The organism is Paenibacillus sp. AK002 (genome assembly GCF_053903045.1).
Genome location: NZ_CP096377.1, coordinates 5,320,847 through 5,344,201, shown reverse-complemented (window position 1 = coordinate 5,344,201; position 23,355 = coordinate 5,320,847). Strand labels below are relative to the sequence as shown.

Genomic DNA, 23,355 nt, shown 5'->3' with positions numbered 1-23,355 from the left:
GGGAAGCGATGAAAACATCCGTTAGCAGCTATGCCGTTCGCCGCAGCAGGAAACTGGACATATGGGATATCCTGATCCGTCTCTTTCTTATTGCTGCCTCACTTGCTTGTTTGCTTCCATTCGTTCATGTCGTTGCAAAATCTTTAAGCGAAGACGCGTACGTCATTGCTAACAAGGTGTTTCTCTGGCCAGCGGGTTTCACTCTGGAGGCCTATGGCAAAGTTTTCGCTGATCAGAGTATCCTGAAGTCTCTTTATGTAAGCGTTGTTATTACGGTGCTGTTCACCATGATCGGTATGATCGTCACTATTTGTGCAGCATACCCGCTATCGCGAAAGCAGCTTAAGGGCCGTTCATTTTTTACCTTCATCTTTATGTTTACGATGTTTTTTGGCGGCGGCATTATTCCCGAGTATATGCTGATCAACAGCCTGGGGATGCTCGATACGATATGGTCCCTCATCTTGCCGTTGTCCTTTAGCGCGTTCAACCTGCTGATATTGAGGACTTCGATCTCCAGCAATATTCCGGTCAGCCTGGAAGAGTCGGCTCGGATGGATGGGGCGGGGCATTTCCGGATCCTGTTCAGCATCGTACTGCCGCTCTCAAAGCCGATTCTGGCGACATTGTCCCTTTTTTACGCGGTCGGTCGATGGAACGCTTATCAGGATGCCCTATTCTACATTAAGCATAATGTCGATCTGCGGCCATTGCAGTTGAAATTGTATTACCTGGTTGTTCAGGCAAGCGAGAGCTTTCAACTTGAGATGACGCAAGTTTCGCTGAGCAATCCGGAAGTGCTCAAAGCAGCATGCGTTGTATTTGCGACGTTGCCGATCATTTGCGTCTATCCGTTCATTCAGAAGTATTTTGTCCAAGGAGTCATGCTTGGGGCTATCAAGGAATAGTGCTTGAGGTTCATTTGCAGCGATAGGATGAGATTTAAAAAGGGGGATATACGATGGGCAAACGGAAAATCATGTCTATGTTTATGACTTTACTATTCATTGCCGCTCTTATAGCAGGCTGTACGGGGAACAGCACCAATAGCTCGAAGGAGTCTTCTCCATCCGATGAGGGTACCAGCCCAAACCAAAACGCCGCAGGCAGTTATCCCGATTACTCGCAAGGGTTTTCGGAAAAAGTCACAATGGAAATTCCCGTATATGAACGGGCGTTCGAAGGCTGGAACGTAACCGACAACTACTACACGCGCTGGATTCAAAAGGAATTCGGAGACAAATACAACATCGAAGTGAAGTTCACCCCGATCGCCCGCACCAACGAAGTTACGACTTATCAGCAGCTGCTCGCAGCTGGCAAGGCGCCGGATATCATTTTTCACTATGACATGCCGCAGGCGCTTGCTTACTACGGAGAAGGTGTTATGCAGGAGCTGGACTGGAAAGAGATTGAGCACTATGCACCAACCTATTGGAGCAATATGAGCGAGACGATTCAGCAATATGGCGTCGTCGATGGAAAAAACACATTTTTCTTCGGTAAGCGTCCGGACTTAAATAACTATGGCAACTTTGTCAATATCATTCGTAAAGACTGGGTGGAGAAAGTGGGGATGAAGGTTGAGGACTTGACCTCGCTCGAGAAGTACAATGAAATGCTCATGAAATGGAAGGAAGCAGGAATCGGCGTTGCCGGGGCCGGTCTTACACGAAATGTGTTCAACTACAGCTATGGCTTCCGGGATTGGCCGACCGACCCGAAGGTCCACGCACTTTATGCAGATCTATCTGTTGCGGACTTTACGACCGCGGCAACCGAAGGATGGTTGCGTAACTTAAGTTATCAATATCATAATGGACTTATTGACAAAGAGTTCTATCTTCGCGACGATGATAATAAGCTTAAGGCCGAGTTTGTTGCAGGCAATACAGGCACGTACGGACTGTACATTACGAATAACACCGACGTGTTTGAAGCAACACTGAAGAACAATCCGGGAGCTGAATTTGCCGTAATTCCACCAGGGACTGGCGTGCCGGAGGGCAATGTGCCGCAAGGCCGCGCCGACTGGACGTTCGGCTTGATCATGGGCATCAACCATGCATCAACGGCGGAGGAGCGCGCAGCCGTATGGATGTACCTCGAGTGGATGAGCCAACCGGAGAACCTGATGTTCCTGCAGAACGGAGTAGAAGGGGAAAACTATACGCTTGATTCCGATGGCCTGCCGGTAAAAGACCCGGATTTCAAGGGCGAATCCGTACTCTCCCAGAACAATAACAAGGACTATTGGGCACTTATAACGGAAGCGCCTACATTTGAAACACCCGAGCTCACGCTTAAGGCAAACAAAAACAACTGGACGCCTGCCGGTTACGAGCAAATTGTCGAAGACATGATAAAATATCGGCAAGAAATAAAACCGTATCAGATCCAGGATCCGCTGTTCACCGTAGTTCTTGAGAAAGTAAACGAGTATAAGGCGGATTTAAACAACCTCTTCCAGGAGTTGTATCTGGACATTGTCCTTGCGCCGGAAGACCAGTTTGATGCGAAGTACGAAGCAGCCAAGCAGAAATTCCTCGATGCAGGCTATCAAGAGATCTTGGACGAGAAGCAAAAAGCGATCGACGCAGGCCAATTCCGGTAATCGGGTTAATGCAATGGAGAACTTCGGAGCTCCTGCCGCAAGCGGGAGCTCTTGCTGAGAAGGAGGGATAATATGAAACTGAAATTGGAACTCACTTCGGAAGATCTAAAGCAAACCGCGGAGCGCGTTGCAGACTATACGTTCGGCATGGATTTGACATGGGACTGGCCGGGCGGCGTTGCATTCTATGGCGTCAGCCGGCTGCTCGATGTGACGGGTGAGCATGCTTACCTGAAACGGATGATCGATTGGGTGGAGGAATACCTGGAAGCGGGCCTTCCAGAGGGATGGACCGTGAACACCTGTGCAATGGGGCATATGCTGCTCACCCTGTACGAACAGACGAAGGATCAAAAATATCTGGACATTATTTCAAGCAAGATCGATTATTTGGAACATCACGCTCTGCGGTTCGGAGACCGGGTCCTTCAGCATACGGTGTCGGCTAACAATGACTTTCCCGAGCAGTGCTGGGCGGATACCCTGTTCATGGCGGCATACTTGGAGCTTCGGGTCGGCGTGCTGCTTGAGAAGAAGGCACTCATTGACGACGCGCTCCATCAATTCGAAAGGCATATTCATTACCTGCAGGATGAGGATTCCGCTCTGTGGTACCACGGCTACAACCATGTCACAAAAGACCATATGTCCGGCATCCATTGGGCGCGCGCCAACGCATGGGCGGCCTATACGATGTCGCGTGCGGCGCGAGGGCTGCCTGAAGGCTATCTCTATCCTCCCATGATGCATATATGGAGCTCATTGCGCGACCAGCTGGCGGCGATCAAACGGCTGCAGCATGACGACGGCTTGTGGGGGACCGTACTCGATTACCCGGAGGCCTACGGCGAAGTATCCGCGACAGCGGGGATCGCCGCGGCGATGGTCATGCAGGGCAATCCGCTGCATGCGAAATATGTGCGAAAAGCCTTGGATGGCGTTCTTGCCAATATTGCGGATAACGGAAGGGTTCTGAACGTATCCGGAGGTACGGCTGTCATGAACGATATCGAAGGATATCTCGGCATCGACCGAAAGTGGGCGCAAGGATGGGGGCAAGGACTGGCACTTGCGTTCCTGGCAGCCGTCATTGAAGTTGTCGAATCTCAAGCATAGCGGCAGCGATTAGATCGTATAAACTGGCCGGGGGCAGCAAAAACGTCACTTTTGGGATGATTCCTGTAGTAAACAGGAGTCATCCTTTTTATTTCCAGAGGTATCTATACTGGCTTTAAGTCAGCGAACGCCTGCATCACCTATAAAGACGAATCCAAGTTTAACCTTTATACTATAATCATTCCTGAGCTATGATAACGGAAATATTCTTTTTTTGCGAAACCGCTTACTTCTATAGGGGAGGCCTGACGATGAATATCAAGCCAAGGTACCGAGGCCTTAGGCAATTAACGTGGCAGTCGATCCGGGTCAGGATGATTGGAGGACTACTGCTGGTCGTCATGCCATTGATCGGATTTCTGTTGTATTCCAACATATACGCTATCGATGTAGTCCGTAATCAGGTAGCAAGTTCCAACAAGGATTTGCTGGTGCTCTACAGGGATCAAATTGATGCAACACTGAAAGAGGCAGATGATTATCTCATTGAATTAATGATTGGAACGGATCTGAATGAATTGGATTATGCCGTGAATCCGGAAGAACGATTTTTCGCGTCCCAACGCATTGCTGCCAATCTCTCCAGCTCGATTTCACGATATAGCGTCCTGGACGGTCTGTACGTGTACGAGCCTTCCAGCGACAACTATTATTATTCGTTCCAGAGCCGTTCGACGTACGAGGACCGGCAGTATATTAGGTCGCATGTATACGAGACTTTCAAGGCCGGTGCATCCCCTTTGGAATTAAATCGTAAGAAATGGTACGTCCAGAATTACAACGGCCAAACCTACCTTATCCGTCTATTGAAGATGAAAAACGGTACGACAGTAGGCGCTTGGTTGAATGCTCGCTCCTTTCAAACCCCGCTTGAGCTGCTAAGCGTTGGGAATAAAGGAGCCGCCCTCCTAATCGATGACCGAGGAAAAGCGATGGTCAACCAAACCTTTATCGACGATAGCGGTGTGGAGGTGCAGCTCAATCCGCAGTCCTATTATTTAACGGGAACCTCCAGCCGTTATTTGACGGTCGGGGAACACTCGCGGTTGGGCGAGTTCAGCTTGTATGCTTTTATTCCGGAAGAGACGATATTGCAGCACCTGCCCATCTTAAAAACCATTTCTACCCTATTGCCTTTCGGGTCCGTGGTTATTCTGATCATCGGATTGATTTTGCTTCGAAAGTGGCTGCTGGTTCCCATAAACCGACTGCTCAGAGCGATGAATCGGATCGAGCAAGGCCATGTCGACACGCAAATCCGGGAGTATCCAACCTCCATCGAGTTTCGAGCCATGAACGATACGTTCAATAGCATGGTCGGACAAATCAAAAGCCTCCGGATCAACATTTATGAAGAGCAACTGAACAAGCAAAAAGCGGAGCTTCAGCATTTGCAATTGCAGATCAAACCGCATTTTTACATCAATGCCTTGAATATGATACATACGTTGGCCCGCAGAAACGATGTGAGGCGGATTGAGGACATGTCGCTTTATATGGTCCGTTATTTTCGCTACATGTTTCAAAGCAATTTGACGTTCGTTTCGTTAAAGGATGAAATCCAGCATATTCGCAATTATCTGAACATTCAGGAGCTGAGGTTTCCGGGTCAAATTATCCATGAAATTGAGGTGCCGGATTTTCTTCTGCGGACTCCTGTTCCCCCACTGGTTATGCAGACGCTCGTGGAGAATGCGATGAAGCACGCCATATCGCTCGATGAGCCGGTTCGGGTCCAAGTCCGGGTGGAAATGGATGAGTCTCCGGAACGAGGACTCATCATTCAAATTCAAGATACAGGTCCCGGTTTTAAAGAGGGAATGATTGAAAAAATCGCTGCCGATGAACGGATCATCGACGAGGAGGGAGAGCATATCGGCTTCTGGAACTTGAAGCAAAGGCTGCGCCTTCTCTACGGGAATCGGGCAAAGGTGGAGCTGCGAAACGTTCAACCGCACGGAGCCATGGTTGAACTGAGACTTCCCTTCTCACCGGATGGGGGCACCACAGTATAGAAAGGAGCATTCCAAGATGCTGAACATGATGATCGTTGATGATGAGAAGCTGTTAACCGACTCGCTAAAGTCGGATGTGGATTGGCAGAGCTTAGGGATCGAAGCCGTTTTTACCGCTTATAACGCCCGCCAAGCCAAGGAAGTGTTTGAACAGGAACGGGTTGATCTTATTTTATGCGATATCGAGATGCCTCAAGAAAGCGGGCTGGAGCTGCTTGCATGGGTCAGGAATAACTACCCGCAAACGGAGACCGTGTTTATGACATGCCATGCCGAATTCAAACTGGCGCAGCGAGCGCTCAAGCTGGGCAGCTTCGATTATTTGCTCAAACCGATTCCAGGCGATGAGCTCCAGCAAGTGATCGGCAAAGTCGTGGAAAAAATCATGAGAGATCAAGAGGTGCAGCAATATAGCCGGATCGGCCAGTTCTGGGCGCGTCATCAACCGCTGCTAGCGGAACGGTTATGGCTTGACGTCATCAACCATACGATCCCTTCGCATCCGGAACACATTCAAAGGGCGGCGGAAGAGCGAAATATTCCCTTCGACCGGCGTATGAGACTTCTTCCGATCCTGATCTCCGTGCAGCGCTATCACAAAACGTTTTCTCCACGCGACGAGAAGATCATCGAATACGCGTTGTTGAACAGCGGCGAAGAAATACTTCATGTCCACGGAAACGGGCTGCTGTTCGGATTAACTGAAGGCACTCTTCTCGCGCTGATTCCTTTTGAGCGGGAAGCGGAATCATATAAAGAGACGCTGCGGAATCGCAGCGAGGAATTCATAGCATCGTGCACGGCATGGTTTTATTGCGACGTGTCGATCTATATTGGGAATGCGGTGTACGGCCATGAAGTGAGCGAAATGGTCGGCCAGTTGGTGCGATGGGACAAAGGCAATGTGACGTTTACGAATAAGGTCTTCGTTTGGGGAAGCAAACAGCGTATCCATGACACCATTAAGATCCCGGACATGAATGCGTGGTCGATCATGCTGAAAGAGGGACAAGGTGTTCAGGTCGTCATCGAGGCCGAGGTTGTTTTGAAAAGCTGGATCGGGACCGAAGGGCCCGGGGCAGAAACGCTTCACCGCTTCCATCACAACTTTCTCCAGATGGTATTTTACGTATTGAAGCTTAAGGGAATCGAGGCTCATCTCCTCTTCGAAAACGAAGCCTCCGAACGATTATACCAACGGGCCGTCCGTTCGGTGTCGGACATGATCCTCTGGGTTAGGCATACCGTCAACACAGCGATGGAATCGATGGGGACGCTGCAGCGAACGGACTCCATCATCGATAAAGTGGAGCAGTTTATTCAGGAACGGATCGAATCGGAAGAGCTTTCACGAGAAACGGTGGCGAACCATGTCTATCTCAATCCCGATTATCTGGATCGTTTGTTCAAGAAAGAGGCCGGGGCATCCGTCACCGAATACATCATGAGGAGGCGTCTGGATCTGGCAAAAGATTTGCTCCTGAAAACCAATTTGCCGATCGGCGCCATCGCTTCGCAAACCGGCTATTCGAATTTCGCCCACTTCTCTAGGAGATTCAAAAAGCAGTTCGGCATGAGCCCTGCCGATTACCGAAAACAAGCTCCCAACGGCTCGATCAAGGAAAAGTCGATTTGATGCAAATTCCATGTCGAAATCGGAGTAGTTGTTGGACATGGTGGCCCGTACAATGAAAACAGGCTCGGAATGATCCGAATCCATAAAAAACAGTACGGGGGATGGATATGAAGAAAAAGTGGGGATGGTTTAGTCTGTTGCTGGCTTTGATGGTCATGGTATCGGCCTGCGGGGGGAATGATTCGAAAGGAAATTCCGCAGCAGGCTCAAAAGATGACGGCGCGGCTTCCTCTGGTGCATCCGATGCTCCTTATGAAGTGGTTTATGCATACCCGACCTTTGACAGCGTACCGGCCGACATCCAGCTCGTTCAGGATGAAATCAACAAGATTGCCAAAGAAAAAATCAATGTGACAGTAAAGCTGCTACCCATCAGCAACAGCGCATTCGCCAATCAAGTGAATTTGATGATGTCGAGCGGAGAAAAGCTGGATATGATTGCGATGCTCGGAAACTACAGTACTCAAGTGGCCAAGGGCGTACTTTATCCGATCGGAAATATCATGGAGAAAAATGCTCAGGGAATTATCGACGTCCTTGGCACCGACTATTACAATGCAACCAAAGTGGGGGGCGTAAGTTACGGTGTGCCAAGCATAAGGGACTTAGCGCAGGATTATGGTTTTGTCATGCGAAAGGATTTGGTGGATAAACATAACATCGATCTGGGTCAAGTTCAGACTTTCGATGATTTCGAGAACATTTTCAAGATCATTAAAGAGAACGAACCGGGCATGGCCGGAGCGGCCAACTTGTCGAATGGTTCGATTATGAGCACCTATGCCATACATGACCCGCTCGGCAATAATCTGGGGGTCTTGCTGAACAACGGTCTTGACGATTTGAAAGTCGTTAACTTGTTCGCTTCAGAAGAATATGAGCACATTCTGAAGAAGCTTCGGGAGTGGTATCTCGCGGGATATTTAATGAAAGATGCCGCGACCAGCCCTGAGTCTACAAACGTGCTGGTCAGTAATGGAAAGGCTGCTGGATGGATGTCCGCGATGAAGCCGGGATTTGAAGTCCAGGAAAGCCGGAACGTCGGTATGGAAATGACCGCCGTTCGTACCTTGCAGCCTGTCGCCAAGACGGATACGGTCACGAACGTTGCCGTCGGTGTCACCTCCAATTCGGAAAACCCTGAGAAAGCACTGCAGTTCATGAATCTGCTATATACCGATAAAGAGATTGTCAATTTAATGGTTTGGGGCATCGAGGGCAAGCATTATGTCAAAGTCGAAGGACAAGACAATATGATCCGATATCCTGACGGCGTCACAAGCGATAACGTTGGATACAAAAATTATGGCTGGATGCACGGGAATCAGTTTCTTACCTATGTGTTCGAGGGAGACGACCCTGGCATTTATGAGCAGATGGACGAGTTTAATAAGTCGGCGGCGAAATCGAAAGCACTCGGATTTTCATTCGATTCCGAACCCGTAAAGAATGAAGTAGCCGCCTGCAATAGCGTGCTTGAGCAATACCGGAGAGCATTGGAGAGCGGAATCCTGGATGTGGAGAAGGCACTGCCTGAATTCCTCAATAAGCTTGAAAATGCCGGTATTCAAAAAATTATCGAGGAAAAACAAAAACAGCTTGACGAGTGGGCTAGCGGAAACGGAGTACAATAAGCGACGGTGCGATCCGATCGGCAGTCGATGCCGATCGGATTGTCACTTTCATGCGGTAATTTATTAAAGAAGGGTTGTGCACCTATGACCAGACGGAGCGGGCTGAAACGGTTCAGGAAATACACGCCTCTATATCTCCTAATGCTCCCGGGAATCGCTTATCTCATCATCAACAATTATGCTCCTATGTTCGGCATGTTTATTGCTTTTAAAAATATAAATTTCTCGGCTGGAATTTTTGAAAGCGACTGGATCGGCTTTAAAAACTTCGAATATTTATTCAAAACGACAGACGCCTTTATCATCACGCGGAATACGATTTTATATAATGCCGCCTTCATTGTGATTGGCACCGTGCTTTCCATTGCCGTCGCCATCTTGCTGAACGAGATCAGAGTCAAGGTGCTGTCGCGTTTCTACCAGAGCGTCATTGTGCTGCCGCATCTTATTTCTTTTGTTGTGGTCGGCTACTTGGTATATGCGGCTCTTAGTTTAGAAACGGGTTTCATGAATAAGACCATACTTCCCCTATTCGGAATCGAGAGCATTTCGTGGTATACCGAGCCGAAATATTGGCCGGTGATCTTGACGGTGGTCCAGCTTTGGAAAAGCGTCGGTTTCTCCTGTATTATCTTCCTGGCTTCCATTATCAGCATCGATCCCGAGTATTATGAGGCGGCAAGATTGGACGGGGCCTCGAAATGGAGGCAAATTCAGTCGATTACGATTCCGTTGATTACGCCGGTGATTGTTATGCTTACGCTTCTGAGCATCGGCCGGATGTTCTATTCCGATTTTGGATTATTTTATCAGGTGCCGATGAATTCAGGCATGCTCAACGATACAACGAACGTGATCGATACGTACGTGTACCGAAGTTTGATGATCATGGGGGATATCGGCATGGCTTCGGCAGCGGGCGTCTACCAATCCTTTGTCGGGTTCGTACTTGTTCTGAGTGCCAACTATATCGTGCGTAAATTCAATAGGGAGAACGCGTTGTTCTAGACCGAGAATAGAGGTGCAATACAATATGGCTTATGAAAGCAAATTGTTACAGTGGTCCGCCCATGTGATCCTAGGATTGTTTGCGGCGGCATGTTTGATCCCATTTGCTTTGCTGATCGTATCTTCTCTGAGCAGCGAAGCAAGCATTATCCAGAACGGCTACTCCTTTTTTCCAACGGAGTTAAGTTTGGATGCCTACCATTATTTGTGGACGCATGTCGGGGAGCTTGGAAGGGCCTATGGAATCACGGTTCTCATCACCGTCGTCGGTACGGCAGTCAGTTTGGCGATCAGTTCCATGCTGGCTTATCCGTTGTCCCGCCACGACATGCCTTTAAAGAACTTTTGGACTTTTTTCGTATTCTTTACGATGTTGTTCAACGGCGGGCTGGTTCCAACTTATATGGTCTATACGCAGCTCTTCGACATCAAGAACACGCTGTTTGGGCTGCTCATACCGGGGCTGCTCATGAACGGTTTTAACGTTCTTCTGGTACGGACCTTCTTCATGACTTCCATTCCTTCAGCCTTGCTCGAAGCGGCCAGCATCGACGGGGCAAGTGAAATTAAAACATTTTACCGGATCGTTCTTCCGCTGTCGCTTCCTATCATGGCAACCATCGGGCTGTTTCAAGCCATCGCATATTGGAACGACTGGTTCAACGGACTGATCTATTTAACGGACACGAGATTGTTTGGCATCCAAACGATTCTGAATAAAATGATGACGGATATCCAGTTTCTTACGAGCAACAGCAACCTTGCCAGCACGGGCGCAGGGCAAGCCATCATGGAATTGCCAAGCACGACCGTACGTATGGCAATTGCTGCTATAGGGGTATTGCCGATTCTGATCGCATATCCGTTCTTTCAGAAGTACTTCGTTAAAGGGATTACGATCGGAGCAGTGAAGTAAACCATGGAGAAAGTTCAATGAAACAAATAAGGAGAATCCATTGTGGAAATGACATACCAAAATCCTGTGATTAGCGGCTTTCATCCCGATCCCAGTGTCTGCAGGGTCGGCGGCGATTATTATCTTGTAACGAGTTCCTTTGGATATTATCCGGGAGTTCCTCTTTTTCACAGCAATGATCTTGTGCATTGGACACAGATCGGCCATTGCTTGACTCGGAAGGAGCAATTGGATCTTCGAAATGCAGGCACCTCGACAGGGATATATGCTCCAACCATCCGTTTTTATCAAGGCATGTTCTACATGACCACAACCAATGTTTCGGGAGGAGGGAATTTTTATGTAACCTCTGAGGATCCTAGCGGGGCTTGGTCCGATCCGGTATTCGTTGACCATCCCGGGATTGACCCCGATTTGTTTTTTGACGAGGATGGAACGGTTTATTATACAACATCGTGGAACCAGGGGATCTATCAAAGCCGGATTGATATTGAAACTGGACAGAAGCTCTCCGAGGTCCGTTTATTATGGAACGGAACGGGCGGGCAATATCCGGAGGCCCCGCACCTGTATCGGGTTGGAGCGTGGTATTACCTGCTTATTTCCGAAGGAGGAACCGAATACGGACACATGGTGACCGTGGCCAGAAGCAAGCGGCCGGAGGGTCCGTTTGAGAGCTGTCCGCACAATCCGATCCTGACTCATCGGAGTCTGTTAAAGCCGATTCAAGCTACAGGCCATGCGGATCTGGTTCAAGCCCCCGACGGTAGCTGGTGGGCGGTCTTCCTCGGCATTCGGCCCGTCGGTTATCCTCAGCGTCATCATCTCGGCAGAGAAACGTTTCTCGCCCCTGTATCCTGGACAGGGGACGGATGGCCTGTTATTGGAGAGAACGGCGTCGTTCATGAGACGATGCCATCAGGGAACCTTCGATTACAACGCGTGACGAGCCCCCCTGTAAGAGATGATTTTGTAGACTCGGAGCTCGCGCCATATTGGAATTTCCTTCGATCACCGCATCCGGACCATGGGTCCCTGACCGAGAAGGAGAGCTGCCTGACATTGAACGGTTCAGCGGCAACGTTGAATGACGGTGCTGCTGCCTTCCTCGGAAGAAGGCAGCAGCATTTTAACATGAAGGCTTCAGTGCATTTGACTTTCGCGCCGCAGCAGGACGGCGAGGAAGCTGGATTAACCGTGTTTATGAACGAGCGGTTCCACTACGAGTTGGCTGTGATCCGAATCGATGGTCGCCGAAAGATGATCTTCCGCAGAAGGATCGGAAGCTTGTGGAAAGTCGAAAGCGAGGCCCCTTGGTCTTCGGATTCGGTTGTGCTCACCATTCAAGCCGACAAAGAGAAGTATGCGTTCGGATTTGCCGGCGGTGGTCAGGAGCCTTGTTGGTTCGGTGAAGGCGAATGTGCCATGTTGGCTACGGAGGTAGCCGGCGGGTTTACGGGCGTGCTCATCGCCATGTATGCCACAGGCAACGGCGTTCGATCCGTCTCACCGGCACACTTTGATTGGTTTGATTACCAAGCTCTCGAGGATGTGGTGTTATAAGATGCCATATTTAAGGGAGTACAGAGATCATATTTCTGAACAGACCTAATGGCATCATAGGAGATCTCGGCATCGACCGAAAGTGGGCACAAGTATGGGGGAGAGGGACACGTTCTCGCGTTTCTCGCAGCCGTTACGGAAGCACAGGAATCGCAAGCTTAGGCTTGTTAAACGGGGGGGTGCTGTATAAGCGCTGCCCGTTTTCACTTTTCGGGTGATGACCATTCGTAATTATCATGGCTTAGAGCTAAACGTTTTCTAAAACCACGGCAATTGTTCAGATAATGAATCAGAAATCGTTGTAACGATCAATTTTTGCGGTTTACGGATCGATTGAATGACTGATATAAAGGAAGTTAAAGGGCATACTCGCCGGGAGCGTTAATCGGGAGCATTGCCAATATAAATCAGACGGAGGATTATTTTCATGAACCATCGAGAGCTTACGAATTCATTATACGGTTATTTGTTCGTTCATTTTATCGGTGATCATGAGGACGGCGAGCAAATCTATTTCGCCCTGAGTAAGGACGGCATGCATTGGCAGGATCTGAATCAGAAACAGCCGGTCTTGCGATCAACCGTCGGAGAGCGCGGGGCACGCGATCCCTATTTGCTTCGAAGCGCGGACGGCAGCTGCTTTTATTTGCTTGCCACCGACCTTAGCATTTACCATCGCGGCGGCTGGGAGCATGCTCAGGCGACGGTTACCGGCAGCCGGTCACTCGTCATTTGGGAATCGCCTGATTTGGTGAACTGGTCGGAGCCGCGCTTGGTTGAAGCCGCTCCGGAGGAAGCGGGCTGCGCGTGGGCGCCTGAAGCGATCTTTGACGAGGACAATGGGGATTATCTGGTATTCTGGGCTTCCAGCCGGGACGCTCATGACGGCGATGGCCGCGGACACCATATTTACTGCAGCAGAACGCAGGATTTCCGCTCGTTTACGCCGGCCGAGCCTTATATTACCCGAGAGGAAAACCGTGCGATTATCGACACGACGATCATTAAGGCCAGCGGCAAGTATTATCGGGCTTCCGGCGACGGGCAGATTACCATCGAGTCGAGCGACCGCCTGATGGGAGAATGGAAAGTCATTTCGACGTTGGAGTCGCTTGGACTTGCGCTTACGGGAAAGGACGTCGAGGGTCCAGAGTTTTTCAAATTTAACGGCGAAGAAAAGTGGGGGCTGTTGGTTGACCAGTACGCAACCGGCAGTGGATATATGCCCATCCTGACAACCGACATCGGCGATCCGACGGGAGCATGCTGGAGGAAACCTGAACCGAGAGAATACGACTTCGACAGCCTTAAAAAACGTCACGGCTCCATCCTGCCTATTACCCAAACCGAATATGAAGCGCTCAAAGGGTTCTATCGCAACGAATCGATGTGAATTTCTTTTTGGTTCGTTCATGTTCCGTTCATATGGATGTCACTGGCAGTTCATCTTCCTTGATTAAACTTAGGTACCGGCAGAGGCCGTGCGAAATATGCGGCCTATAATAGCCTAGGCTAGAATGCAAAATAGACGCACAATTGCCGCGCCATTTGAACCATTTCCCATAATCCTTGTATTTATAATAATATATAGTTATTACACAATAGGGGATGGAAATGAAGGAAAGAGGGAACCGATGCCTACTATACTGGTTGCTGACGACGATGCGAACATTCGCGAGCTCGTCTGTTTATTTCTACGCAATGACGGATTCACCACGGTCGAGGCGGCTGACGGCAAGGAAGCGCTCAGCGTCTATGGCTCGACGCCCGTCGATCTTGTCGTCCTTGATATTATGATGCCGATGATGGATGGCTGGACGTTATGCAAGGAGCTTCGAAGAGCCAATCCGGATTTGCCGCTGCTTATGCTGACGGCGAGAGGCGAAACGTGGGAAAAAGTAAAGGGTTTCGAGCTGGGGACGGACGATTATTTAACGAAACCATTCGATCCGTTGGAGTTGACGGTCCGCGTTAAGGCATTGCTGAAACGATATCGGATCGGCTCCACGCAGACGATCCAGTTCGGCAACGTCATTCTCGACAGGCAGACCTATAAGGTGAGCAGCGGGCCGGAGACGCTCACGCTGCCGCTCAAAGAGTTCGAATTGCTGTACAAGCTGGCTGGAACACCCGGACAAGTCTATACACGTGAGCAGCTGATCGATCAGATTTGGGGAATCGATTACGCGGGAGATGACCGAACGGTGGATGTACATATTAAACGTCTTCGCGAAAGGTTCGCAACGACGCCGGATTTCCGGATCGAAACGGTGCGCGGGCTGGGGTACCGGCTTGAGGTCTATGAATGATCAGATCCTTATATATTCGAGTAGTCCTGACGTTTCTAGTGTCCGTTATCGGTGGCACGGTCCTTTCGTTTTTTATGTCTACTTGGATGTTCAAGGAACAATTGAACGAGAACGCGCAAATCAACTTACGCAACTTCGGTCAAGATGTCGTCCGGATTTACAAGACACTTCCGTTACGTGAAGCCGACTTGTTCGTTCGTGAAATGAAGCAGCTCGATTCCTATTATATCCGCATCTACGAAGCGACGGGCCAGTACAAGGCTTACGGCAAGCTTAACGGACACAAACCTGCTGAAGTAACGATGGATAAACTAAAGGAGGTAATCGAGGGAGGCGTTGTTCAAGACACGCAGAAAGGCATTGCTACGGTTCTTTTAGGGCTGCCGTTGAAAACGGAAACGGGAACGAAGGCGATGTTCCTGGAAATGCTCGCCCCTCCTTCTGCCTCTTTTGTCGTCAAATGGGGATCGATCTTTGCTACCAGTTCGTTGATTACAGGGAGCTTATTGATCCTGATTGCCTCCATCTACTTGGTAAGGCCGATCAAAAAGCTGACAAAAGCGACCCGCCGCATTGCAGCAGGAGATTTTAGCGTCAAGCTGAATATTAAGCAAACAAGCGAGCTGGGTACGCTGGCTCGCAGCTTTGAAGACATGATGCACGAGCTGCAGCAGCTGGAGCAGATGCGCAGGGAATTCGTAACGAACGTGTCGCACGAGGTGCAATCGCCGCTCACCTCGATATCCGGGTACGCTCAAGCGCTGAAGCAGGTAGATCTCTCGGATGACGAGCGAAGACGTTATCTGGACATTATCATCGCTGAAGCGAAGCGGATGTCCAAAATGAGCGACAGCCTGCTCAAGCTGAGTTTGCTTGAATCCCAGTCACAGCAGCTGGGGCTCAGCACGCTCAGCTTGGATGAACAGATCCGACGGGTCATCGTGGCGCTCCAGCCGCAATGGGCCGCCCGCAGCATTCAGTTTGAGCTTGATTTGCAGGCCGTTAAAGTTACGGCCGATCATGATCAATTAAACCAGGTATGGACGAACATCATTGGCAACAGCATCAAATTCTCAAAGGATGGCGGCGTGATTCACGTCAGCGTCAAACAAGACATGAACCACGTGACCGTTCGAATATCCGACGCGGGCATAGGTATTTCGCTTGAGGATCAGAAGCGTATATTCGAGCGTTTCTTCAAAACCGACCGTTCCCGCAGTCGTAAATTTGAGGGCAGCGGCATGGGACTTGCCATAGTCAAACTGATCGTATCGCTTCATCAAGGCGATATCCGGGTGGAAAGCGAGCCTGGTCAAGGAGCGACCTTCATCGTCACCTTGCCAATCATGACGCCGGCGGATCAGACAGATTCTTAGGGATCGATCCGCAAAACACCACACGATGACCGGTTCGTGATAACTAATCGTGCCGAATGAAAGGATGCGTTTTTTTGCCATGGCACGGTGAACAGGGCAGTCGCGAAGTTGAACCATATCTTACACAGGCCATGGGGCCTGTTTTTTTTGCCCCTTTCACTAGAGTACATTTTTGCACAAATCGGGCTCCATGAATTGAACTGTCCTTCAACAATGGCCTATAGGTATAATCAAATTGCAAAAAGCACGAAACTAACGGCAAAGGAGTTGATGCCGTATTCTGGATGAACGCAGTACCAAGATATTGACGCTGCTCGATGAGGCAGCCGATTATGTATCGCTGGAAGAACTGATGCAGAAGCTCGGCATCTCCAGACGAACCGTTTACTATGATATGGAAAAAATAAACGATTGGTTGAAAGCGATTCAACTTCCATCGGTCCAATATGTCAGGACAGCAGGCTACTATTTGCCTGAAGAAAGCCGGGCGGGGCTTCCAAAGTTGAGTGAAAAGCCCCATGCACAGCAGTACTATTTGTCTCCGCGCGAAAGGCTGGCCTGGATGTCGCTTTACCTATTGTCGGCGGAGAGTCCGCTCTTCGTTCACCATCTGACCGAACTTCTGCAGGTTAGCCGCGGAACCGTGCTCAAGGATTTGAACATGGTCCGCTCGGAGATGAAGTCCGTAAAACTCAAGGTAACCTACGACCGTAAGCGGGGCTACGGCGTGCACGGGGAGGAGCGTGACAAGCGGAAGACGCTGAGCCATTACTTCGGGCAGATTTTCGGTCATGCGGGCTGGGAACAGGCATTCAACTTGAACCCGGAATCGGGAATTCCCGATCTTGCCCCACTCCTGTTTCCGCCTATGGAAGAAGGAGGTTTGGAGCAGGTCTATCGCCTGATCTCGGATAGCGAGATCACGCTGGGCGTAGATTTGACGGATGAGATGCTATTTCATCTGACCGCCCGCTTCCTGTTGTATGTAAGACGGATTCAAACCGCGCAATGGGTCTCGATCGACGATGATGAACGAAGCGTTCTGCGAAGGACGCCAGAGTATGAAGCTGCCGCGCGCATTGCGGAAGGTCTCGGGCAAATGTTCGGCGTTTCCGTTCCGGATGATGAAGTCTGCTACTTCGCGATGCATCTGCTGGGGGCGAGAGTCAATCGGATGGAACAGATGACGGGGTCCGAAGAAGTGCTGAAGCAGCTTCGGAACGTGACGACGGAGATGACCGACCATTTTCAACGTTATGCCTGCGTATTTCTGCCGAACCGGGAAGCCATGGAGGAGAATCTGCTGGTCCACTTGAAACCGGCTTATTACCGAATCTTGTATGGTCTCAGCCTGGAAAATCCGCTGCTCGAAAATATCCGTTCCAAGTACGGGGAAGTATTCGAGCTTACCCGCCGTTCCGCCGCACCGTTCGAGCAGTTGGTTGGACGTAAACTTGACGATCACGAGATCGGATACCTCGCGATGCATTTCGGCGGTTGGCTGCGCAGAGAGAATACGAAGCCGGCCGTAAGGAGGCAGGCCGCCATCGTCTGCGTGAACGGCATTTCCGCATCGCGGATGCTGAAATCGCAGCTGGAGAACCTGTTCTCGGCAGTGGACATCACAGCCGTATTGTCGCTCCGCGATTATGAGTCGTTTCGCGAAGAAGATGTCGATTTTATATTCTCGACGGTACCGCTCCCGGACAGCAAAGTGCCCGTTCTCCTGGTGAATCCGATTCTGAGCGATAAGGATAAAGAGCATTTGCTGAACCAGATCAACATGGTTTCCGGACGCAAATCAAGAACCCAGGCCAACACGGTTCAAGCGCTGCTGGACATCGTCCATAAATACGCGGCGGTAAGGGATGAAGCCGGACTTACGGAGGAGCTTAACCGCTACATGTCCTTAGGGAAAACTTGGCTCAGCGAGGCCCGCAAGCCATCTCTGACGGATCTGCTCACCGGGCAAATGATTCGGATGAAAAGAGAAGCGGCAGATTGGCGGAGCGCCATACGCGAAGCCTCCGAACCGCTGTTGAAGGATGGACGCATCGAAGAAGCTTACATTGATGCGATGATCTCCAAAGTGGAAGCGCTCGGCCCTTACATTGTCGTAGCACCTGGCATCGCCATCGCGCACGGCAAGCCGCAGGATGGAGTCCGGCGGCTTGGGATCAGTCTGCTCCGGCTGGAGCAGCCCGTCGCCTTCTCGGAGGAAGCGCGCCATCAGGTGCAGATCATTCTGGTCCTGGCGGCGATTGACGGCGAATCCCACCTGAAAGCACTGTCGGAGCTGACGCTCCTGCTGAGAGATAAGGAAAACCTGATCCGACTGAAAGAGGCCAGGACAAAAGAACAGATACTTCAACAATTACAAACCGGTCCTTAGCACCGAACAGAATACCGGATTTGGGAGAGATGAGAATGAAATTTTTGGAACCGTCACTAATTGCCTTGGATGTTGAGGCCGAGACGGCGGAAGAAGCGATCCGTTTGGCAGGGGCGCTGCTGGCGAATGCCGGAGCGGCGGAAGAACGTTATGCCGATGCCATGGTGGAATCGTATCGTGACAAAGGGCCGTACTTTGTTCTTGCGCCGCACATCGCCCTACCGCATGCCCGTGCGGAGGACGGGGTGAGGGAAGCCTCCGTCTCGTTGCTTCGATTGAAGACACCCGTCGTTTTTGGCCATGCCGCTAATGATCCGGTCCAGCTTGTATTCGCGCTTGGCGGCTCCTCAAGCTCGGAGCACATCGCCATGCTGCGCAAGCTGACGACATTGCTCAGCAATCCGGACAACGTGGAACGATTCAAGCAGGCATCGGATGTAGAGTCAATCCAACAACTAATTAGGGGGAACGAACAATGAAAATTTTATGCGTATGCGGTTTAGGACAAGGAACCAGCTTGATTCTGAGAATGAATGTGGAGAATGTGCTGAACGGCATGGGAGTAAACGCCGATGTGGAGCACACGGACGTTTCGACGGCATCGGGAACCGCAGCCGATTATATCATTACAAGCAACGAGCTGGCACAAAGCCTGCAAGGGCATGAAGCCAAGGTCGTTATCGTCAACAACTATTTTGACAACGACGAGATCAAACAGAAGCTGGAAGAAGTGCTGTAAACCATTAGAAAGGAAGAGGGCTTATGGACGTACTTTTTTGGATCGCTACCAACATTTTTGGAACGCCGGCCATTCTGCTCGGGTTTATCGTTCTGATCGGCCTGCTGCTGCAGAAGAAATCAACGAGTCAGCTCGTAAGCGGCACCTTTAAAGCGATCATCGGCTTCCTCATCATCGGCGCAGGCTCTGACGTTATCGTAAAAGCCTTGAACGTATTCGAGCCGATGTGGAAAGAAGTCTTCGGATTGGAAAGCGGATCCCTCGGTGCCTTTATGGGGCAGGAGGCATTCAATTCCAAATTCGGCAGCGCCGTTACGCTTGCCATGCTCATCGGCTTTCTGATCAACGTTCTGCTGGCACGCTTCACCCGGTTTAAATTTATTTATCTGACCGGGCACATGATGTTCTGGACGTCGACCGTTTTTGCGGGCGTCATCGTCCATGCGTCCAGCGGAATTCCGATCTGGAAGCTGGTACTGATGATCGCCGTGGTTCTCGGGGTGTACTGGACGTTCCAACCGGCGCTGGTTCAGCCGTTCCTGCGTAAAATCACGGGCAACGATAACATTGCTCTTGGACACACGTCGGCTTCGGTTGCGCTATTGGCTGCCTTGTTCGGCAAATTGCTCGGCAACAAAAACAACGATTCCGAGAAAATCAAAGTACCGAAGGGCTTCGAATTTCTTCGCGATTCCAACGTCATCACGGCGCTCAGCATGGGCGTGTTATTCCTGATCGGGGCCATTATTCTCTCGACGAAGGGCACGCCGGCTGCGGCAGAACTGATGAAACAATCGGGTGACCAGAACTTTATCATCTATTCCATTATCCAATCGTTTACGTTCGCAGGCGGAATCGCCATCGTTCTGATGGGGGTCCGGATGTTTGTCGGCGAGCTGGTGCCGGCCTTCAACGGGATTGCTACCAAACTCGTACCAGGCGCCAAACCGGCACTGGATGCGCCAGTCGTATACCCTTACGCACCGAATGCGGTGGTGCTTGGCTTCCTGGGAGCTTTCGGTGGCGCGATTATCTGGCTGCTCGTACTGGGCAACACCGTTTCTTACATCTTCGTGCCGACGATGATTGTTCTATTCTTCCACGGCGCTACGGCAGGGGTGTTCGGGAACTCGACAGGCGGTGTCCGCGGTGCCGTTATCGGCGGCTTCATCACGTCAACCGTAGTCGCTTGGGGTCAGTTCCTGATGGTCCGCTTCTTCATCGCCTCGACGGTGCCGGATACGGCCATGTGGGCAGCCGATTCCGACATGTTCATCATCGGACCGATTCTGCACTTCCTGGCGAAACTGTTCTTTTAGAGGTTAAACAAAAAAGTCGGCTTTGGATCACGAGATAGATCAGAAAGCGGTCTAAGGCGTTGAGAAAAGCCGGCTTTTTTGAACATGCACTTTTGTGAATCGGTCAGGTTCTTATTTTATAGAGAGTGGAGGAGAAACGATATGGGCTTTATCCGTACCTTGCATGGAGATATCAGCAAAGAGGAATTGGGCTTTACGTATTCCCATGAACATATCGTATGCCGTCCGGCCTACTGGCAGGAACGGGGAGTGGACGATTTGCTGCTGGATGATAAAGAGAAGTCCAAGCGCGACGTTCTGGATTTCAAACAACACGGCGGATGCTCCATCGTGGATGCTACAGCCGTCGATTATGGACGGGATGTTCAAGCGGTGCAGGAAATCGCGCTTGAAACCGGCATTCGCATTGTAGGAACGGCGGGCTTCAATAAAAGCTTCCTGTGGGATGCCAAAATCAAAGAGGAGCTGAAGCCGCTGATCGGCGATTATGAGAGTTATGCGCAGTGGATCGAGGCCAAAAGCATCAACGAGCTGGCGGATTTCGTCATCCGGGAGGTGGAAGAAGGGCTGGAGGGCACGCCATTCAAAGCAGGCCAGGTTAAATTCGGGACAGGCTATAACCGCATCACGCCGCTGGAGGAGAAGACGCTGCGCGCTGTAGCCCGCGCTCATCACGAAACAAAAGCCCCCATCCACTCCCATACGGAAGTCGGCACCATGGCGCTGGAGCAAATCGAACTCCTAAAGAGCGAAGGCGTGGATCTATCCTACTTGAGTTTAGGGCATATGGACCGGAACCCCGACCCGTATTACCATGAGCAAATCGCCGCAACCGGAGCCTACATGAGCTTTGACGGTATCGGCAAAATCAAGTATGCGCCGGAAAGCACCCGCATCTCGCTAATTCTGGAGCTTGTCCGTAAAGGCTATGAGGATCAGATTCTCATCAGCGGAGATACCGCCCGTAAAACCTACTACAAGCATTACGATTACGGTCTCGGGCTGGAGTATATTATTTCCAAATGGGTGCCGCGCTTTGTAGATGAGGCGAATCGCAGCGGCTTTGACGGCCGGAAGCTGGTGGAGAAATTTTTCGTGAGCAATCCGGCCAACTGCTTCTCATTCAAAAAGTAAGGGGTGCTTAGCGTCATGAAATTCGAACTCGAGAATTCGGTTGAGGTGGAGGAGAAAATCCGCAAACTCGGCGCGGCCATACTTCCAATCGGGGCCGTTGAAGCGCATGGTCCCCATCTGCCGCTGGGCACGGATAACCTGCTTGCGTCCAGGCTCGCGGACAAATTGGCGGAACGGACGGACAGCTTCGTTCTGCCGACCCTTCCTTATGGTCAAGTGTGGAGTCTGCGCAATTTTCCGGGAAGCATCAACGTGTCGAACGAAGCGCTCATCCGGCTGCTTGCCGATATCGGCGAGAGTATATATCATCAGGGATTCCGCCTATTCATCATGGTCAACGGCCATCTCGGCAATGCGGTAGCGCTGAAGGAAGCGGCGAGAATTTTATACGAACGGGTACCCGAATTGAAAGTGTTCTACTTCTTTTATCCAGGCACGAAGGAAATCACGGCGGAAGTACGCGAGGCTTCGGCCGCTCATGGCAGCTACATGCATGCCGATGAAATCGAGACGTCCTACATGCTTTATCTCGCGGGCGAATACGTGGACATGAGCAAGGCGATCGACGGCGCTCCGCAGATCCCGATTGAAGCGGACTTCACGCCTACACCCTGGGAGGAAATGACGGCTTCCGCGGTGCTTGGGGATGCAACGTTGGCAACGAGGGAGAAGGGAGAGCGGATTATCGAGCGAAGCCTGGAAGTCATGGCCGACATGGTACTCCGGGCGAAAAAAGCGATATGAACCCGTTCACTCGCGGAAGAAAAACAGAAATCTATACAAATACAGGAACCATGAGGTGAAAGCGATGATGATGGACACCTATTTTGATGTGATTGGCGGGTTGTTTGACAAAGTACGAGCGGAGCAGGCCAAGTCGATCCGTGAAGCGGCGGAAAAGGTGGCGGCCTGTATTCAGCAGGGCGGCATTATTCATCTGTTCGGCTGCGGGCATTCGCATATATTGACCGAGGAAGTCTTCTACCGGGCAGGCGGACTCGTACCGATCCGTCCGATTCTCATAGAGAAGCTGATGCTGCATGAAGGCGCGGTACGTTCGTCCGAGCTGGAAAGACAAAACGATCTTGCCGTCGAATTCATGAGCAAGCAGGACATCCGCAAGGGAGAGGTCGTATTCGTCCTGTCCACCTCGGGCCGCAATCCGGTTCCCGTGGATGTCGCTTTGATGGCGAAGGAGAAGGGGGCCTTCACCGTAGGCATTACCTCACTGGAATATTCCAAAAGCATGCCGTCCCGGCACAGCAGCGGCAAGCATCTGGCGGATGCCGTGGATCTGGTGATCGACAATTTCTCGGTCAAGGGCGATGCGGTATTGAGCCATCCCGGCCTTCAGGTCCCCTTTACCCCGAGCTCGACAGTGATCGGAGCCTTGATTTTGAACGCCCTGTTCGCCGAATCCATTGAGATTATGATTGAACAAGGCTTTAACCCCCCTGTATTTCTTAGCGGAAATATCGACGGCTCCGATGAGCATAACCAAGCGCTGGTCGAGGCGTATAAAGGCCGGATAACCTTGCTGGCCTGACAAGGGTCGAGCGGATGAACGGCAGGAAACAACAGAGA

General features: G+C 50.8%; 19 protein-coding genes. All 19 read left to right on the top strand.

Annotated features, from left to right (window positions below):
• The first annotated feature begins 8 nt into the window (after nt 1–8).
• The 19 genes from M1D70_RS23790 (at nt 9) to M1D70_RS23700 (ending at nt 23,317) form a co-directional block, all read left to right on the top strand.
• Nucleotides 9–908 (top strand): carbohydrate ABC transporter permease, encoded by a 900-nt coding sequence (locus M1D70_RS23790; RefSeq protein ID WP_009593275.1) that lies wholly within the window; start codon nt 9–11, stop codon nt 906–908.
• Between the two features lie 53 nt (nt 909–961).
• A complete protein-coding gene (locus tag M1D70_RS23785; protein WP_456288144.1) occupies nt 962–2,614 on the top strand; it encodes an extracellular solute-binding protein in 1,653 nt (550 codons plus the stop codon).
• 72 nt (nt 2,615–2,686) lie between these two features.
• Nucleotides 2,687–3,730, top strand: coding sequence for a glycoside hydrolase family 88/105 protein (locus tag M1D70_RS23780; RefSeq protein ID WP_456288143.1), 1,044 nt, complete (start codon nt 2,687–2,689; stop codon nt 3,728–3,730).
• A gap of 251 nt (nt 3,731–3,981) precedes the next feature.
• The gene (locus tag M1D70_RS23775; RefSeq protein WP_456288142.1) at nt 3,982–5,745 is read left to right on the top strand and encodes a sensor histidine kinase; all 1,764 of its coding nucleotides are present in this window, start codon (nt 3,982–3,984) and stop codon (nt 5,743–5,745) included.
• 16 nt (nt 5,746–5,761) lie between these two features.
• The gene (locus M1D70_RS23770; RefSeq protein WP_456288141.1) at nt 5,762–7,381 is read left to right on the top strand and encodes a response regulator transcription factor; all 1,620 of its coding nucleotides are present in this window, start codon (nt 5,762–5,764) and stop codon (nt 7,379–7,381) included.
• A 107-nt stretch (nt 7,382–7,488) separates the two neighbouring features.
• Complete coding sequence (locus M1D70_RS23765) at nt 7,489–9,015, top strand: ABC transporter substrate-binding protein (RefSeq protein ID WP_009593266.1); 1,527 nt, start codon at nt 7,489–7,491, stop codon at nt 9,013–9,015.
• 84 nt (nt 9,016–9,099) lie between these two features.
• A complete protein-coding gene (locus M1D70_RS23760) occupies nt 9,100–10,023 on the top strand; it encodes an ABC transporter permease (RefSeq protein ID WP_456288140.1) in 924 nt (307 codons plus the stop codon).
• A 25-nt stretch (nt 10,024–10,048) separates the two neighbouring features.
• Nucleotides 10,049–10,939 (top strand): carbohydrate ABC transporter permease, encoded by an 891-nt coding sequence (locus M1D70_RS23755; RefSeq protein WP_009593243.1) that lies wholly within the window; start codon nt 10,049–10,051, stop codon nt 10,937–10,939.
• A gap of 48 nt (nt 10,940–10,987) precedes the next feature.
• Nucleotides 10,988–12,502, top strand: coding sequence for a glycoside hydrolase family 43 protein (locus tag M1D70_RS23750; protein ID WP_456290494.1), 1,515 nt, complete (start codon nt 10,988–10,990; stop codon nt 12,500–12,502).
• Between the two features lie 427 nt (nt 12,503–12,929).
• On the top strand, nt 12,930–13,895 hold the full coding sequence (locus tag M1D70_RS23745) for a glycoside hydrolase family 43 protein (protein WP_456288139.1): 966 nt from the start codon (nt 12,930–12,932) through the stop codon (nt 13,893–13,895).
• A 241-nt stretch (nt 13,896–14,136) separates the two neighbouring features.
• Nucleotides 14,137–14,811, top strand: coding sequence for a response regulator transcription factor (locus tag M1D70_RS23740; protein WP_009593251.1), 675 nt, complete (start codon nt 14,137–14,139; stop codon nt 14,809–14,811).
• Nucleotides 14,808–16,187 (top strand): sensor histidine kinase, encoded by a 1,380-nt coding sequence (locus tag M1D70_RS23735; protein ID WP_456288138.1) that lies wholly within the window; start codon nt 14,808–14,810, stop codon nt 16,185–16,187. The genes M1D70_RS23740 and M1D70_RS23735 overlap by 4 nt, the downstream gene beginning before the upstream one ends.
• Nucleotides 16,188–16,491: 304 nt before the next feature.
• Nucleotides 16,492–18,579: a BglG family transcription antiterminator gene (locus M1D70_RS23730; protein ID WP_456288137.1), complete on the top strand. Its 2,088-nt coding sequence runs from the start codon at nt 16,492–16,494 to the stop codon at nt 18,577–18,579.
• A 35-nt stretch (nt 18,580–18,614) separates the two neighbouring features.
• On the top strand, nt 18,615–19,058 hold the full coding sequence (locus tag M1D70_RS23725) for a PTS sugar transporter subunit IIA (RefSeq protein ID WP_009593208.1): 444 nt from the start codon (nt 18,615–18,617) through the stop codon (nt 19,056–19,058).
• Nucleotides 19,055–19,318, top strand: coding sequence for a PTS sugar transporter subunit IIB (locus M1D70_RS23720; protein WP_009593269.1), 264 nt, complete (start codon nt 19,055–19,057; stop codon nt 19,316–19,318). Before M1D70_RS23725 ends, M1D70_RS23720 begins: the two co-directional genes overlap by 4 nt.
• A 23-nt stretch (nt 19,319–19,341) precedes the next feature.
• Nucleotides 19,342–20,637, top strand: coding sequence for a PTS ascorbate transporter subunit IIC (locus M1D70_RS23715; RefSeq protein ID WP_009593268.1), 1,296 nt, complete (start codon nt 19,342–19,344; stop codon nt 20,635–20,637).
• 141 nt (nt 20,638–20,778) lie between these two features.
• Nucleotides 20,779–21,771, top strand: coding sequence for a phosphotriesterase family protein (locus M1D70_RS23710; RefSeq protein WP_009593218.1), 993 nt, complete (start codon nt 20,779–20,781; stop codon nt 21,769–21,771).
• A 15-nt stretch (nt 21,772–21,786) separates the two neighbouring features.
• Nucleotides 21,787–22,515 carry a creatininase family protein gene (locus tag M1D70_RS23705; protein WP_090909247.1) on the top strand — a complete coding sequence of 243 codons (729 nt, stop codon included), beginning with the start codon at nt 21,787–21,789 and terminating at the stop codon, nt 22,513–22,515.
• Nucleotides 22,516–22,582: 67 nt separating this feature from the next.
• Entirely contained in the window at nt 22,583–23,317 is a 735-nt protein-coding gene (locus M1D70_RS23700; RefSeq protein ID WP_036659682.1) for an SIS domain-containing protein, read from the top strand.
• Nucleotides 23,318–23,355 lie beyond the last annotated feature (38 nt).

Coding starts and splice junctions, on each gene's coding strand:
- M1D70_RS23790 (WP_009593275.1), top strand. CDS start 9: ATGAAAACATCCGTTAGCAGCTATGCCGTTCGCCGCAGCAGGAAACTG.
- M1D70_RS23785 (WP_456288144.1), top strand. CDS start 962: ATGGGCAAACGGAAAATCATGTCTATGTTTATGACTTTACTATTCATT.
- M1D70_RS23780 (WP_456288143.1), top strand. CDS start 2,687: ATGAAACTGAAATTGGAACTCACTTCGGAAGATCTAAAGCAAACCGCG.
- M1D70_RS23775 (WP_456288142.1), top strand. CDS start 3,982: ATGAATATCAAGCCAAGGTACCGAGGCCTTAGGCAATTAACGTGGCAG.
- M1D70_RS23770 (WP_456288141.1), top strand. CDS start 5,762: ATGCTGAACATGATGATCGTTGATGATGAGAAGCTGTTAACCGACTCG.
- M1D70_RS23765 (WP_009593266.1), top strand. CDS start 7,489: ATGAAGAAAAAGTGGGGATGGTTTAGTCTGTTGCTGGCTTTGATGGTC.
- M1D70_RS23760 (WP_456288140.1), top strand. CDS start 9,100: ATGACCAGACGGAGCGGGCTGAAACGGTTCAGGAAATACACGCCTCTA.
- M1D70_RS23755 (WP_009593243.1), top strand. CDS start 10,049: ATGGCTTATGAAAGCAAATTGTTACAGTGGTCCGCCCATGTGATCCTA.
- M1D70_RS23750 (WP_456290494.1), top strand. CDS start 10,988: ATGACATACCAAAATCCTGTGATTAGCGGCTTTCATCCCGATCCCAGT.
- M1D70_RS23745 (WP_456288139.1), top strand. CDS start 12,930: ATGAACCATCGAGAGCTTACGAATTCATTATACGGTTATTTGTTCGTT.
- M1D70_RS23740 (WP_009593251.1), top strand. CDS start 14,137: ATGCCTACTATACTGGTTGCTGACGACGATGCGAACATTCGCGAGCTC.
- M1D70_RS23735 (WP_456288138.1), top strand. CDS start 14,808: ATGATCAGATCCTTATATATTCGAGTAGTCCTGACGTTTCTAGTGTCC.
- M1D70_RS23725 (WP_009593208.1), top strand. CDS start 18,615: ATGAAATTTTTGGAACCGTCACTAATTGCCTTGGATGTTGAGGCCGAG.
- M1D70_RS23720 (WP_009593269.1), top strand. CDS start 19,055: ATGAAAATTTTATGCGTATGCGGTTTAGGACAAGGAACCAGCTTGATT.
- M1D70_RS23715 (WP_009593268.1), top strand. CDS start 19,342: ATGGACGTACTTTTTTGGATCGCTACCAACATTTTTGGAACGCCGGCC.
- M1D70_RS23710 (WP_009593218.1), top strand. CDS start 20,779: ATGGGCTTTATCCGTACCTTGCATGGAGATATCAGCAAAGAGGAATTG.
- M1D70_RS23705 (WP_090909247.1), top strand. CDS start 21,787: ATGAAATTCGAACTCGAGAATTCGGTTGAGGTGGAGGAGAAAATCCGC.
- M1D70_RS23700 (WP_036659682.1), top strand. CDS start 22,583: ATGATGGACACCTATTTTGATGTGATTGGCGGGTTGTTTGACAAAGTA.